This is a genomic window from Bacillota bacterium (assembly GCA_024655925.1).
In the GTDB taxonomy this organism is placed as follows: domain Bacteria; phylum Bacillota; class DTU025; order DTU025; family JANLFS01; genus JANLFS01.
Genome location: JANLFS010000056.1, coordinates 7,542 through 22,155, shown reverse-complemented (window position 1 = coordinate 22,155; position 14,614 = coordinate 7,542). Strand labels below are relative to the sequence as shown.

Below are 14,614 nucleotides of genomic sequence, written 5' to 3'. Positions count from 1 at the left end.
GCGTCGCCTCCCCACGCCTGAAGGCGGGGGCTCCCGACGCCGCGTAGTCTGGTGGTTAGGAAGGAAGACGTTGAGGAGACCAACCTGTCCAAACATTCAGTGGCCAGCGTACTCCGGGCGCTCGCTATCCTGGAGTTTGTCGGGGCGTCGTATAAAGAGACCGGGGTTACTGAGGTCAGTGCCGGCCTCAATCTGCATAAGAGCACGGTATCGAGGCTCATGTCCACGCTAGCCTCACGTGGGTTTCTGAGGCAGAATCATGCGACTGGCAGGTACTCCCTGGGCCTTCGGATAGCCGCTCTCGGGTCGATCTGCCTGAGTCAGATCGATGTCAGGCAACAAGCCCGTCCATACCTCGAGGAGTTGATGGAAGCTTCAGGGGAAGCAGTCCACCTCGGCATACTTGATGACGGACATGCGGTGTATATTGACAAGGTGGAGTCCTCTCAAGTTCTCACGATGAGATCCCGAGTCGGGGCAAGCGCTCCCATTCACTGTACCGCTCTGGGCAAGGCCATGTGTGCCTATCTCCCTGAGGCCACGGTCAGGGAATGGCTAGCGAAACGCGGGATGAAGCAACACACTGCAAACACCATAGTCAACCCCGACGACTACATCGCCCATCTCGCAACGGTCCAGGCACTTGGTTATGCATCCGATGACGAGGAGCACGAAGAAGGAATCCGCTGCATCGCCGTGCCCATCATGGACCACACAGGTCGCCCTGTAGCCGCGGTCAGCATCTCCGGCCCCACGGTGAGGATGTCCCGAGAGAAGGTGCGGGAGATCCTTCCAAGCCTGATAAGGGCCGGCCGGGAGTTGTCTGCCTCAATGGGGTTCGATATGTCCAGAACCTGCAGCAGCAAGTAGTCGCAGTTCAACGTGAGGTGACACCCATGTCGGCCCACAGGCGCTTCTCCTACTCGAGCCCGGAGGACCTTGCCAGGGACATCGCCAGGCTCGGTCTCGAGAAGGACATTCCACTTGCAGACGACGTAGGCCTCTTGCTCACGCCGGCGCATATAGGCCGGTCCGTGGCTCCTAACCGCCTCGCCATTCATCCGATGGAGGGGTGCGACGGGACTTCCGAGGGCAAGCCGGGCGAACTCACGACCAGGCGCTGTCTCAGGTTCGCGCAGGGCGGCGCGGGTTTGATATGGTTCGAGGCGGCGGCCATACTGAACGAAGCCCGAGCCAACCCAAGGCAACTCCTGATGGTCAAAGAGAACCTCCCCGAGATGAAACTGCTGGTTGCCAAGACTGTGGCCGCTGCAGAGGAGGAGTTCGGGCACGACCATACCCCGCTCTGCCTGATCCAGCTCACGCATTCCGGGCGCTACTCCAAGCCGAAGCCCATATTTGCCGTGCACAACCCCTATCTCGATCCCCCCCTCGGGATCGATGAGACTGACGCACCATGCACCGACGCTTACATCGAGGCCCTGGTCCCTGTGTACGTCCGCGCGGCAGAGATCGCCCGGGACGCAGGGTTCGCAGGAGTCGACATCAAATCGTGCCACAGGTACTTGATCTCGGAACTCCTGTCCGCAAGAACTCGGACCGGCAGGTACGGCGGGGATTTCGACTGCCGCACGCGCCTGGTCCGCGAGACAGCTGAGGCCATCGTGCGGGCAGTTGGACATGATATGATGGTGGCGACCAGGATGAACGTGTATGATGCCCTGCCCCACCCGTACGGCTGGGGCACATCAGACACCCGTCCGGGCCATCCGGACCCCGACCTCTCCGAGCCGATCCGCCTGGCCAGGATCCTGCGGGACACAGGGGTCAGCCTGATAAACGTGACTTTCGGGAACCCTTACTACAACCCACACATCAGCCGGCCCTTCGATACAGGGCCTTATGTGCCCCCAGAGCACCCTCTCGAGCGCATAGCAGTCATGCTCCGGCTCACCGAGGAAATCAAGCGGGCGGTGCCAGAGGTCACAGTGGTCGGAACGGGATACTCGTGGTTGAGGCATCTTGCCCCTTTCGTGGCGTCCGGAGTGCTGTCCCGCGGGGGCGCTGATGTCATTGGGTTCGGACGGATGAGCTTCGCATACCCCGACTTCGCCCGGGATCTCATGCGCGAAGGGCGGATGGAGCTGCGTAAGTCGTGCACAACATGCAGTTCGTGCACGGTGATGATGCGGGACGGAATGCCCACAGGGTGTCCCGTCCGTGACAAAGAGGTCTATCTTCCCATATACAAGAAAGGCCGGGAAGGAAAGCCTCCGGCTTCGGGTACGGAAGTCAAGACGCACATCTGAAGGTCCGGGTCCTGATCACCGGCCTTCAGGCATACTGTGACTCTCAACAGGGGGTGGACCTGATGATCCAGAGGATCGGAGAGACATTATTCCAGCTCGGCGGCATGATGTTTGTTGCCGGGCTTGTGATGGTCAAGTTTCCCGGGCTTTTCGGCTGGTTCGGTAAGCTGCCCGGGGACTTCATGACTCCGAACGTCTTCGCACCTTTTGGCTCCATGATCGTTGTGAGCATGGTGGTGTCGGGGCTGTCGCTCTTCTTCGGCATGCTTCTCAGGCTCATCAAATGAGCAGTGCATCAGTATCCTTGTGATTCGTATTCCTCAAGTGCCCGGCGGTTGAACTCGCCCGCTCCTGGCATGTGGTTGCTCAGGTAGACGTGGGGCTTCATCCCTCGGGCGAGCAGTGCTTCTACGATCTCGGCCTCGAGCATCCACATGAGGCAAGCGGCGGCGATGCCGGATGTAGGACAGATCTTCGCTTCCATTCCGGGAACCTCGAGTGTGGCATCGCCCACAACCCCGCAGTTGTCGAGGACCACATCGGCCACCTCGAAGAGCCTCTTCCCCGATGGATGCCTGGGCTCCAGAAACCGAGAGTACTCGACGGAGGTCAGGGCGATGACTTTCACCCCCTGCTCCCTCGCGAGCAAGGCCACGCCGACCGGGAGCACGTTCTTTCCTGACACGGAGCCGATTATGAGGACATCCCCGGGGTAGATCTCACTGCGATCCAGGACGAACTGGGGCAGGCCCGGGATCTCGTCCAGGTACACTTTCGGCTTTGACCTCCCGCGCCTCTTGGGCCCAGGGTTTTCTACCTCCAGGGTTAGCTGCACAGGCCTCAGCAGCATCAGCCCACCCACACGCCCAAACATCTCGTGCATGAGGAGATGGCCAGTGTCGAGAAGGTGGATGGCCCCGCCCTTGGCTATGGCCTCCGCGGCCAACTCCGCCGCTCTTGCCAGACTCTGCTTCTGGGTCTCGCCGATCCGGCTCAGCACTTCCCGCACTGCCTCAAGGTACTTCTCACCCAGCATTGTCGCCGTTCCTCCTCCAGTCGAATCCGGCGGATGTCTCATCCAGCCTCTCAAGGATAGCAGGTTCAGTCCGCACTCCGGCACTTCTCAAGGCCAAAAGAAGCGCGCCGTGGGCGGGGGAAAACCGAGGCTTTACGATCCTACAACCCGGGTCTGCCTCTTGGACCGTATTTGCGAAGGCGTCGTGGAGATCCGCCCCCGCCCTGGAAACACCCCCCGTCAGGGCGACCGGAGCTTGCTGCCCCGTCAGATCCAGTCTGCTCAGAACGTGGACGGCAAGAGCCCCCAGATCCTCTCCCGCACGTTTCAGGATCCCTTTGGCCACCCCGTCGCCGACCTCCGCCGCCCGGGAGACAATCTTCGCAGCTCCGGCTATGCGTTCGCGGGAGGGTCCGGCTTTGTAGACCGTCCCGACGAGATCCCGCACCCGCGCAAGCCTCCATTCCCCCAGGATCATGTCAGTCAGGACAGTCGGGGCTGCCCTTCCTTCGGAGGCTCGTACCACAGCCCGCAGTGCGGAGAGCCCTATGTCGTACGCACTCCCCTCGTCGCCGAGAAGAGCGCCCCATCCCCCAAGGGTCAGACACTCCCCCGCCCGGTTGAAGCCTGTCGCGAAGGAGCCCGTGCCCGCCAGGGCCACGACTCCGAACGGTTCGACCAGTGCCCCGACGAAGGCACTCAGGGTGTCTGCTGCCACGGTGAGCTTGGCGGCCTGGACTAACCCATCGAGGGATGTGAGAGCAAGATCAGAGGAGAACCCTGGGGCGCCAACGTACAGGGCATCCACCTGCACAGGTATATGCTCTCCGAACCCGGCGACGCGGCAAGCCTCCGCCGCTGCCTTGCGCACCGAAGCCCTTGCTACTTCCGTGGGTACAAACACCGTGTTGAGCGCGCCCCCATGTCCCACCCCAAGCACCGCTCCGTCGATGCGGGCGATCACGAATAGGGTCTTGGTTCCTCCCCCATCGATCGCGGCAACGAGTCCGGTGCCCATCCGTCTAGAACCTCCTGATTCTTGCTCGATAAGTGTCGATCAGCTCCGTGTTGTGTTCTGCCCCTCCAGGGAGGTTGGAACTTCGGAACACGGGAGGAGCGATTCCCCGATCCAGAAGGTTTCGCACGACCCTGACCACTACCTCATTGAGGATTGATGCGCCGATCACGGTGGAGACTGGGGCGATCCTCTGATCGAGGCCGGGGACTTCCACCGCAGCGTCCCCACATGGAACGTGTGTGTCCAGAACGACATCTGCAACATCGCAGAGACGCTGGCCTCCCGGACCACGCAGTGGAGTCGCCCGAGAACCGGCGACGGATGTGAGTCCGATGACGAACACACCGCGAGCTCTGGCTCCCTGGGCCATTTCGACCGGAACCGGGTTCACCCCGGAGGTGGACGCCACTATCATGACGTCGCCTTTCCCCAGTCCGGCGTCGTCCAGGATCACGTCCGAGTATCCGTGCAGTCGCTCAAGTCTGGAACTCTTGGTAGCTCCGTTATGGGGCATCAACGCCGGGTCAAACAGGACATTAACCGGAGCGAGTCCTCCCGCGCGGTAGAATAGCTCTTCCCCGAGCATGTACGAATGGCCCGCCGCGAAAAAGTGCAGCACTTTGCCGGAGGCTATCCGATCCGCGATCTCCCTAGCCGCCCTGTCCAGAGCAGGGCCTTCCGATGCCTCGACCTCGTTCAGTATGGACCTTATGACATCGAAGTACTCGAACAAACCGAACCCCTCCCGAACATCCCCGTGGCTCTCAACACCAGGAACGGATACGCCTGGGCTGGAACACGGAGTCCGCTCCGGCGCCGAGTGATTCCAGCAAGTCGACTGCCCAGTCGATCTCCCCGACCTTATCAACGGAGTGAGCATCGCTCCCGATGGAGAACTTGACCCCGATGTTCAGGCCCAGCTTGACCATGTCCGGCGCAGGAGTGTGTGTTGCACAGTGAAGCTCAACCGCAACCCCATTCTGTGCCGCACACCGGAAGACCTGCTCGTACCATGCCCGCTCGAAGAACCTGTCCGCGATCTCCCGTTCGAGCGCACGCCTCTCTTCGAAGCTAGTCTGGGCCGAGAGTGCCGGAGGGATCGGCAGGTATCCCGACATGTGCCCGATCACGTCTACTCCGTTGCCTGTGGCGAGCCGCAGGACTTCGTCCTTGTATGCCGCCCAGTATTCCGGGTTCCACACCGCTCCCGGCCAATTCGGAAGGGGAGACGTCAGGTAGTGGGCGCTCGCGATGATTACATCCAACCTGATGCCGAGCTCTGGAGGAAGGACGGCGTCGTCCAGCCGATGAGGGCCCCGCTCTATCCCGACCAGAAGTATCGTGTCGTCCGCCCCCGGCTCAACCCGGCGCGGAGTGCAAAGCGCAGCTTTCAGCGCTTCCAGAGTGACCTGTTGAAGGTCTTCGTGATATGGGTCCAAGTGGTCCGTGACTGCAACGGCCCAGAGCCCCTTCTCCCTTGCCCGGTCGAGGATATCGGAGACTGAGCCTCCTCCGTCGGAAGCACTCGAGTGGACATGCAGGTCTACACGGGGAATCTTCCCGCGGCAAGTCCTCATCCGGCACTCCCTCCTCCCGTTGCAGCTCTGTCAATGGGCATGAGTAGTGCAAACGAGAGCTCCGAGCGCGGAACGGTGATGGCCACGTCCCCGTGGCTCCCAGGAGCGACAGAGGTCTCACAGACGGAGCCGCCGAGCTCATGCAGGCTGACTTCCACTCTCTCGCACCGGGGAAGTGCCGCAGCTTCGATGAGTACCGACTCCCCATCCCGGCGCGATGGGTTCGACATCAGTATGAGCAACGCTCCGTCCGGAAGCGTCCATCTGCTCGCGGATATCACCTGGAGGTCTCTCCAGGGAGGATCGCCTGTTACCCGTTCGGGCCCAGGGAGTCTGAGGCCCCTGTCGTCCACAAAAGTGCCCTGCGCGATCAGTGGCGCCGCATCGATGCGAAGGCGCAAGGCCTCCCTGGCGAAATCCAGGAGGTCTCCATCGTCGGGGCCGAACCTGTCGCCGAGCTCCACCCAGAAGATGGACCCGAGCACAAAGGCACGGGCGATGTCCCGAAAGAACCAGGCGTTCCGCAAGGTCTTGTTCGGGACTCTTCTGGGATTGACCATGTTCACCTGCAGGAACTCGGGGAACGTATACTTGTACACATTGAAGAACTCGTCGTAAGGGTCACCATTCCAGGTCAGGTTAGCGTAAAGATACTGGCTGTAGATGTCCCCACAGTTTTCGATCATAAGGAAAGGCTGCGGGTCGACGCCGCGGCATCGAGCCAGGATCGCCCGGATCATCTCGAGGTACCCGTGGTTGTACAGGCCGTGATGATGCTGCTCTTCCTCGTGCCTGTGTGTCTGGTCGTAACATGGCAGGGGCGTTGCCGAACCTAGCTGATCCAGGTAGATTCCGCGCGCCCCGAAGGCTTTCACCATCCAAGACGCCGTGTCCACCGCCCACTGCCGCCAGTCCTGGCACCCCGGGCAGAGTACAGCGAACGTGCGCGGGCCGTAGGTCTCTCGAGTCATTTCTCCGCTTGAATCTTTGAGCGCCCACTTACGCCCCAGGGTCGGGAAGTAATCGGACTCGAGATCGAACAGGCGAACGTTTATGTAGAAGGTGGTCATTCCCCCGTGCTCGCGGATGTATCGGCAGCCCTCTGCCAACTCCCACGAGCTGCCGAGCTCCATGTCGGGGACATATTCCGGGTAGTCGGTGTCGAAGCCCTGCCGGTTCCAGCCGGATATGAAGAAGTGGGTGATACCCTCCCGCCTGGCCCTCTCATACATCTCGGGTATCTCGGAAAACCGGTGCCTGACCACACCGGAGTTCCGGAAGTCATATCGCGGACAGAGAGCGGCCTGCTCAAGAAGGTCCGCAGGTACATGAGGCAAGCTCATGCCCCCAGGACCCAGAGCCCACGTACGGTAGCGTTCAGCCCCCCAATGCCAGTCACCCGGGTGGATTGCAGCAGCGTAGGGAGAGGATCGCCATGTTTCACCTGGCCTCACCGGCAGGTACTTGCGGAACCCAAACCCGCACCAGGGGTCCTCGGGGCCTCCGGTCTCGCTTCTGATGCCGGTGAGGATATAGTCCGGGTCATAGGAGGCCATGTAGAGCCCACCGCTCGGGTCGTAGTAGTCCAGCCACATCATGGAGGCAAGGCCACAGTAGTTGATCTCCCGCGAGTAGTAGCCTTCGGGCTCCAGAATAGTGCTGGTCCTCCAGAAACGCGAGTATCTCTCAGAAGTCAAGGTCTCCGCGGGATTCACGATCTTCTCCCCTGCGTGGTGAGGGAAGATAAGCACGTCGTCCGAGTGCTCCTCACCGAGCATGAGGCCCTGCAGGTAAGGAAAGAGCACCTCTACGACACTTAGATCGGTCGTCAGGTTGTCAAGCTGAAGAGTCCAGATGGAGGTGGACGCGTCGACACCTGATTGGATGGAGATGCGCCACTTGCATCGAATGTGGGCATCCCGGCCCCCGCCGCGGGCATTGAACGATTCATGAGTCACTGTGAGGGTATGCTCCCCACTGCCCGGTTCTGCTTCCACGCTGACAGGGTTCCCAGGGACGAGGTGCACCCGGTTCCCACGCGCGTCGAGGCAGACAAGGGCGAGCGGACCAAAGGGGCGCAGGGCCGGTGCGCGCTTGGCAACGTTGTCGCCTGTGGAAACGCAAGTCAACTCCGCGAGAGCCCCAGTCCGCCGGTCCACGCTGACCCTCAACCGCCCGTTCTCTATACTGGCCAGCACGTTACCGCCTCCAGGTTTCCACAAGGGCGCGGCCCGTACGACCGCGCCCCTTGTATAGCTCCGGTGATCTACTTGAACAGTGTAGTATTCGCGATCCTGTCTATGGCTGCTGCCGCCTCAGCTACGGAGCGTTTCCCGAGCCACACCGGCTCAAGCTCAGTCTGAACCATGTCCCAGTATTCCTTGCCTTCAGGAAACACCGGGAAGACGATGCCGTCACGGAAAGCGTCGAGGAAGTACACTCTGTGGTCCGGCGGCTGGTTGAGGAAGTGGTCCTCCCGCGCGATGGAGTTCAGCGCCGGAATGCCCATGTTCATCTTGGACGCTATCCTCTGCCCCTCCGGGCCAGCCACGAAGGAGATAAACTTCCACGCGGCCTCCTGGTTCTTCGTGCCGCGAGGCATCACCCACAGGTTGGTCCAGACCCGGCTCGCCGCCCGTTTCCCGACAGGGTTGGGGGCGACGTCCCAGTCCAAATCGGCTACCTGCGCGAACTTGTGGGTCCTGGATACGCCGCCGATATACATCGCAATCCGGCCGGTCCTGAAGAGATCCTCCTCCTTGCCCATGGACTGCGCCTCTGGGATCGTGGGACACACCCGATGCTTGAGCCTGAGGTCGACCAGGAATTGCAGTGCCTCGATGGCCTCCTTCGTGTTCAGAGTGGACTTCGTGAAGTCGGCGTTGAGGAAGTTGCCATTGTTCTGCCAGATCCAGTGGATGAACCCGTCTGCAAACGCATCGTAGTTGAACCCGAAGTGCTCCGCTTTGCCGTCCGGCCCAATGTGGGTGACTTTCTTCGCGGTCTCCAGGAAGTCGTCCCAGGTCCAGCCGGGTTTGGGGTACGGTACTCCGTGCTCGCGGAAGATCTTGCGGTTGTAGTACACAACGTTGGTGGTAACATCTCGCGGAAGCGCGTAGTACTTGCCCCGGTACATGAGAGAAGGCTTGATCGTCTCGAACAGGTCATCTATGGGGAACTGGGTTGTCACATAAGGAGTGAGGTCAACAAGCGCCCCTTTGCTGGCAAAGGTGGCGAGTTTGTCCATGCCGAGCATCGCTACGTCGGGCGGGCTTCCGCCGGCGATGATAGTAAGGAGCTTGTCATAGTACTGGGAAGACGGGACATTCGTGTAGGCGACCTCGATGTCGGGGTACTTCGCACTGAACTGGGTCTTCATCTCCACGAGAGCCGGGTCGTTCACATCCCACCAGAAGATCACGGAGATCTTGGTCTTCGCAGATGTTCCAATGCCTGATCCCACCGCCAGGATGACTGCCAGGGCAAGCGCTGCAAGGATCCTTTTCACTGTCGTTCTCCTCCTCGTTCGTTCTGGACTCGCCAAGGGAGCATAGACGCCTTACCCACAACCCGGGCGGACCACCTCCTCGAAAGAACGGTCTGCCTCATCTTCCACCCATGCCGGTCAGAGATATGCCCTTGATGAAGTAGCGCTGGCCGAACAGGAACAGCACCACGAGAGGGGCCATAGCTATCACCGTTCCGGCAAGAAGGAGTTCCCATTCGGTCTTCACCTGGCTACGGAAGAAAGCGAGTCCAACCTGGATCGGGTATTTCTCATACGTGTTCAGGACAATCAGCGGCCAGAGGAACTCGTTCCAAGTGTTCTTGAACGAGAAGATCGCCACCGTGGACAGGGCCGGCTTCGCAAGCGGCAGGATGATGTGCCAGAGGCTCCGAAGCCGCCCGCAACCGTCTATGCGCGCCGCGTCCTCAAGTTCGTACGGGAGCGTCAAGAAGTACTGCCTCATGATGAAAGTGCCGAGAACATAGATGAACATGGGCAGCATCACGCCGCCATACGAGTCGATCAGGCCGAGGTAGCGGACTATCAGGAACCGCGGGATCAAGGTCACCTGGCTTGGAACCATCATTGTGCCTATATACAGGAGAAAGAGAGTATCCCGGCCTGGAAACCTCATCCGGGCGAAGGCGTAGGCGGCGAGCACGGCCGTCGCCACCTGCGTCAACATCAGGGTGGTGGACAGGAAGAACGAGTTCAGCCAGAACCTGAAAAGAGGAACCGCGCGGACGGCGTCTGGGTAGTTCTGCCACCAGACTGGCTTCGGTATCCATTCGGGCGGGAACGTGAGAAGCTTGTCTGGGTGCTTGAGAGATGATGATATGGTCCAGGCGAACGGTATGATCATCATGATCGACCCAGCCGTCAAAAGAACGTAGGCAACGACGATCCCAATCCTCTTCGCTCTTGCGCGGCGGAGCTTTCGCCTGCGGGCCTCGACGCTTTGGCTCATCATCGCCGGGTTCCCTCCCGTCACTCGTAGTGGACCCATTCCCGCTGAAGCTTGAACTGGAGCAGGGTGCAGACGAAGATCACCGCGAATAGTGTGATGGCCATGGCGGATGCATACCCCATCCTGAAAAACTCAAAGGCGTTCTTGTAGATGAAGTAGACCACCGACTGGCTGGACCCCCACGGCCCGCCTTCAGTCATGACGTAGACTTCCTCGAATATCTGGAATGTGCTTATGACCCTGAGCACAATCACTAAGAAAGTCGTGGGTGAAAGGAGCGGAAGTGTGATCTTCCAGAACTGCTGCCACCGGGTCGCCCCATCCACTTCCGCGGCCTCGTACAAGTGAGCCGGGATGCCTTGCAGACCCCCCAGGAACAGCACCATGTAGTAGCCGACGTAGTGCCAGATGTTTTGGATGATTATCGCCGGCTTGGACCAGGCCATGTCGTAGATCCACCCAGGGGTGTTAGTGACCCCGAGAAGCCCCAGGAAGTAGTTGAAAAGGCCACGATCGGGGTTGAAAAGCCAGATCCACACTACAGATATGGCCACCGTGGACGTGACGACCGGAAGGTAGAATGCTGTACGGAAGAACCTGATCGCCCTGAGTTCCTGGTTCATGGCGATCGCGAGTGCCAAGGACAGGGCAGTGCTGAGCGGCACTATCCCAATCACGTAGTACAGGGTGTTGAACGCAGCCCTGCGGAAGTTCCGATCATCAGTAAAGAGCCTGACATAGTTCGCAAGCCCGATGAACTTCGGTGGCGAGAACAGATCCCAATCGTTGAAGCTGAGCCAGAGTGCCATCCCAACCGCAAAGACGTGCGTGAGCGCCCACACTCCAACGTTGGGCAGAAGGAATCCCCCTGCAGTCAGGATCTCGCGGGTTCGAAGGTTCAGAAGCGGTCTGACAGGCCTGGACAGCTTGCCCACCCCCCAGCACCCTACGGATTGCGGCGCATGGCCACATGGAGCCGGTACTTGTCGCCACGGTACACTGATCGCGTAAGCTCGGAGGGCCTTCCAGCCCTGTCGCGGGTGATCCTCTCGACTCTGAGAACAGGTGCGCCTCTCTTGATTCCAAGCAGGCGTGCCTCTCTCGCATCAGCGAGGGAAGCTTCGATGCTCTGTTCCGCCTCTTCCAGGGACAGGCCGTACTTCTCGGCGAGCAGCTGGTAGAGGGATCTGCCATTGAGATCCTCAGAGAGCAGCCCCGGGCAGAGTACTGAAGGCATGCGGAATACCTCAATGGCCATCGGCTCGCCTTCGGCGAGCCTCACGCGCTCTATCCGGACAATGGGCTCACCTTCGGCCACTTTGAGTGCCTCCGCGATCTGAGAATCTGCGGGCTCCTCCTCTGCCTCGATCACTCGAGCGCCGGCCTTGAGCCCGCGCTGCCGCATGTCCTCCGAGAAGCTGGTCAACCGCAAGAGTTGCTGTTTGAACTTGGGGTGGGCAACGAAGGTCCCGGTGCGCGGCCGCCGGACGACCAGGCCCTCCCCGACGAGCGCTTTGACGGCCTGCTTCACGGTGATCTGGCTGACCGCATGGAGTTCGCACAGTTCCTTCTCCGTGGGAATCCGGTCGCCTGGCTTCAGAACCCCACGGTCGATTTTGTCCTTCCAGTAGAACTTGATCTGCTGGTACAGGGGTATCGGGATCTCCCTGTCGATCTGCATGGGCAGCCCCTTCCTCAAAGCATGCTGGCATCCGGGGTCCAAGCGCAAGACAGCAACGACTGCTGGGTTAGCCCAACGGCCCGGCCTTATTGTTATATTAGATATACTAAATGGTATTCCTTCTGGGGAAGGGAATAATTTCTCCGGCGGGATTGACCTAGTCATTCGGGCGGGAAAACCCGTCTCACCTGGAAGTCCACATCAAGGCCACCCTCACCCGGCGAGAGGGTGACGACGGCGTACTCGCCCCTTACTTCTCCTCCGGTGGTCCACGATTCAACAGGTGAGTTGGCGCTGAGACAGGGCACGTCGCCAACACGTTCGACAGTCGTCCAATGGAGATGCCCATGAAGAACTAGCACGACACCGGGATGGGAGGATACGACTTGCCAGATCTCCTCCCTGTTCGATGCGAACGCCCACGGCTCGATCCCCTTGAACAGGACATTTCGGGAGATGTCGTGGTAGCAGAGGGCGTGATGACATAGGATCACAGAAGACACCGAAGCGGCGGAGGCGGCAGAGAGGTCAGCATCAAGCCATTGGAGTTGCTCGCGGGAGACTGCGCCTCCCACTCCGCCGAGCACAGGATCACAGGTGTCGAGGACAACGAAATGAAAGCCCCCGACATCTATGGAGTGGCAGCGCATGGGTTGCCCGAAGATCTGCTCGTTGTCAGCCCGGGCGAGATTGACCGCGTCGTGGTTTCCCATAACGTGAAGAACTGGGCAGGAGATCCCGGCGAACACAGACGCGATTTGGTGTTGGCGCTCCCGGTCGGCATCTGGGTCTACATCCACCACCCGGTCACCCAGATCCACAACGAGATCGGGTCGGATCTCGGATTCAACCGCCTGAACGAACCCATCCAAGGCCCGGACGCTCGCGCTGCCCCGGACGGAGTGCCGGTCGGGCCCGAGATGGATATCGGCTATGGCCACGATCCGCATGGTTAGCCCACCCCTTCTCAATGCGACCTCCTAGGACCGACCGCCCTCCCCGACTGCGAATCCCTCGGAGTAAACGATCTTCCCTCCTACCATCGTAAGCAGGGAGCGGATGCCGCGGATCTCCTCCTCGGGGCAGGTCAGGTAATCGCCGCTGACCACCGCAAGGTCTGCAAGCTTGCCCACTTCAATGCTTCCTTTGGCGTCCTCGTCGAACGTGGCGTAGGCGCCGTTGCGTGTGTACTGCCGAAGCGCGGATTCCCGGGATATCCTCTCCTCGGGCACAAGGACACCGCCGCGCTCAGTTTGCCGTGTAACCATGGCGTACATGCCCAGCCAGGGGTTATATGGGTTGACGGACTCGAACGAATCCCACTTGACCATGTGGTCGCTGCCTCCTGCTGAAACGACTCCAAGCTCCTCCATGGTCCTCAACGGGTAGAAGTTCCTGATCGCCCAGGGAGTCAGAATGCGCGACAGGATGGCACCGTCTTTGTAGAACCAGGCCATCTGCCCCAGATTCAAGATCCCCTTCTCCGCCATGAACTCGAGGGTTGCGCGGTCCGTGAAGTCCCCGTGGATCGCGCTGAACCGCCTTCCGGTGATCGGACGGGATTCATCTATGCGCCTGTAGGCCTCGAAGAGAATGTCGAGGGCGGCGTCTCCGACACAGTGCGCAGTCATCTGAAGGTTCAGGTCGTAGGCGACTTCTCCCGCGCGCACGTACGAATCTACATCGTAGGTCTGGACCCCGCGGAACCCGGGGTCGGTGTGGCCGAACACCTTTTGGTGCAGGTCTCCTCGCAGGCCGTACGCCTTCCTCATCAGGGCGGTTCCTGTGAGGATGCCTCCGTCCACTGTGCTCTTGAGGAACCGAATCTTGCCCCACGCGCAGGGCGTCTCGACCAGGGAGAACATCTCTTCGACGTGTTCCTCGATTCTCTCGCGCGGCTGAGCGGCGTCGGGGAAGACGGTATACGTCATCCTGAGGGTCAGCGCTCCCCTGCGGTAGAGCTCATTGAACGCAGCGATGGTAGTGGGCGTGGTCCAACCCTCGATTACGGATGTGATGCCAAGCTGGTTGTAGCGGCGGGCGACCTCGGTGATTGCCTGGAGTCGTTCCTCCTCGGACACCTGGGGAAACCCTGGGAAGTGCCTCGCAATGAGGGACTGGGACCTCAGGAACAGGCCTGTCGGCTTGCGAGTGACTGGATCCTGGACGATCTCTCCGACTGGGGGCTGGGGTGTGTTCTCGTCGATCCCGGCGACTGCGAGCGCACATGAGTTGGCCTGCCCGGCATAGGCGCCATCGATGAAGACGGGGTTTTCCGGTGCGACCGCGTCGAGTTCCTCCAGGGTCGGGTAGCGGTACTCTTCAAGGCGGGTGGGATAGGTGTTCCGGAAGTAAACCCATTCGCCTCTCTTGAGAGCCCTAACGCGCTCCGAAGTGTAGTCCAAGAGCTCCCTGACTGACTTGGGGATGAACACTTCCCCGTGGTATTCGCTTTCCGCCGCCCAGACAATATGGGAGTGAGTCTCGGAAAGCCCGGGCACTACCGAATGCCCCGCAAGGTCGATTATCTCGGTGTTGGGATCGGACTCGAGCGTGCTCGCGCTCGCCGGTCCCAACA

The 14,614-nt window shown here is 60.5% G+C and carries 14 protein-coding genes; 3 read left to right on the top strand and 11 right to left on the bottom strand.

The genetic code is table 11. From position 1 onward, the window contains the following. Positions 1 to 51 precede the first annotated feature (51 nt). From NUW23_09790 to NUW23_09780, 3 genes are all read left to right on the top strand, one after another. On the top strand, positions 52 to 870 hold the full coding sequence (locus NUW23_09790; protein ID MCR4426464.1) for an IclR family transcriptional regulator: 819 nt from the start codon (positions 52 to 54) through the stop codon (positions 868 to 870). Positions 871 to 896: 26 nt separating this feature from the next. Beyond that, positions 897 to 2,270, top strand: coding sequence for a flavin oxidoreductase/NADH oxidase (locus NUW23_09785; protein ID MCR4426463.1), 1,374 nt, complete (start codon positions 897 to 899; stop codon positions 2,268 to 2,270). Positions 2,271 to 2,332: 62 nt separating this feature from the next. Further along, positions 2,333 to 2,557: a DUF2905 family protein gene (locus tag NUW23_09780; GenBank protein MCR4426462.1), complete on the top strand. Its 225-nt coding sequence runs from the start codon at positions 2,333 to 2,335 to the stop codon at positions 2,555 to 2,557. A gap of 8 nt (positions 2,558 to 2,565) precedes the next feature. On the opposite strand, the gene NUW23_09775 is transcribed toward NUW23_09780, so the two are convergent. From NUW23_09775 to NUW23_09725, 11 genes are all read right to left on the bottom strand, one after another. Then, a complete protein-coding gene (locus NUW23_09775; GenBank protein MCR4426461.1) occupies positions 2,566 to 3,306 on the bottom strand; it encodes a sugar isomerase domain-containing protein in 741 nt (246 codons plus the stop codon). Beyond that, positions 3,296 to 4,303 (bottom strand): hypothetical protein, encoded by a 1,008-nt coding sequence (locus NUW23_09770; protein MCR4426460.1) that lies wholly within the window; start codon positions 4,301 to 4,303, stop codon positions 3,296 to 3,298. Before NUW23_09770 ends, NUW23_09775 begins: the two co-directional genes overlap by 11 nt. A 4-nt stretch (positions 4,304 to 4,307) precedes the next feature. Beyond that, the gene (locus tag NUW23_09765; GenBank protein MCR4426459.1) at positions 4,308 to 5,036 is read right to left on the bottom strand and encodes an SIS domain-containing protein; all 729 of its coding nucleotides are present in this window, start codon (positions 5,034 to 5,036) and stop codon (positions 4,308 to 4,310) included. A gap of 31 nt (positions 5,037 to 5,067) precedes the next feature. Next, positions 5,068 to 5,880 (bottom strand): PHP domain-containing protein, encoded by an 813-nt coding sequence (locus tag NUW23_09760; GenBank protein ID MCR4426458.1) that lies wholly within the window; start codon positions 5,878 to 5,880, stop codon positions 5,068 to 5,070. After that, on the bottom strand, positions 5,877 to 8,078 hold the full coding sequence (locus NUW23_09755) for a DUF6259 domain-containing protein (GenBank protein ID MCR4426457.1): 2,202 nt from the start codon (positions 8,076 to 8,078) through the stop codon (positions 5,877 to 5,879). Before NUW23_09755 ends, NUW23_09760 begins: the two co-directional genes overlap by 4 nt. Before the next feature lie 68 nt (positions 8,079 to 8,146). Continuing rightward, positions 8,147 to 9,388 carry a sugar ABC transporter substrate-binding protein gene (locus NUW23_09750; protein MCR4426456.1) on the bottom strand — a complete coding sequence of 414 codons (1,242 nt, stop codon included), beginning with the start codon at positions 9,386 to 9,388 and terminating at the stop codon, positions 8,147 to 8,149. Positions 9,389 to 9,485: 97 nt separating this feature from the next. Next, a complete protein-coding gene (locus tag NUW23_09745; GenBank protein ID MCR4426455.1) occupies positions 9,486 to 10,358 on the bottom strand; it encodes a carbohydrate ABC transporter permease in 873 nt (290 codons plus the stop codon). Between the two features lie 17 nt (positions 10,359 to 10,375). Next, complete coding sequence (locus NUW23_09740; protein ID MCR4426454.1) at positions 10,376 to 11,290, bottom strand: sugar ABC transporter permease; 915 nt, start codon at positions 11,288 to 11,290, stop codon at positions 10,376 to 10,378. Positions 11,291 to 11,301: 11 nt separating this feature from the next. After that, a complete protein-coding gene (locus NUW23_09735) occupies positions 11,302 to 12,036 on the bottom strand; it encodes a GntR family transcriptional regulator (protein ID MCR4426453.1) in 735 nt (244 codons plus the stop codon). Between the two features lie 161 nt (positions 12,037 to 12,197). After that, on the bottom strand, positions 12,198 to 13,007 hold the full coding sequence (locus NUW23_09730) for a metallophosphoesterase (GenBank protein MCR4426452.1): 810 nt from the start codon (positions 13,005 to 13,007) through the stop codon (positions 12,198 to 12,200). A gap of 9 nt (positions 13,008 to 13,016) precedes the next feature. After that, positions 13,017 to 14,614: amidohydrolase (locus NUW23_09725; GenBank protein MCR4426451.1), on the bottom strand; the 1,598-nt coding region annotated here is incomplete at its 5' end.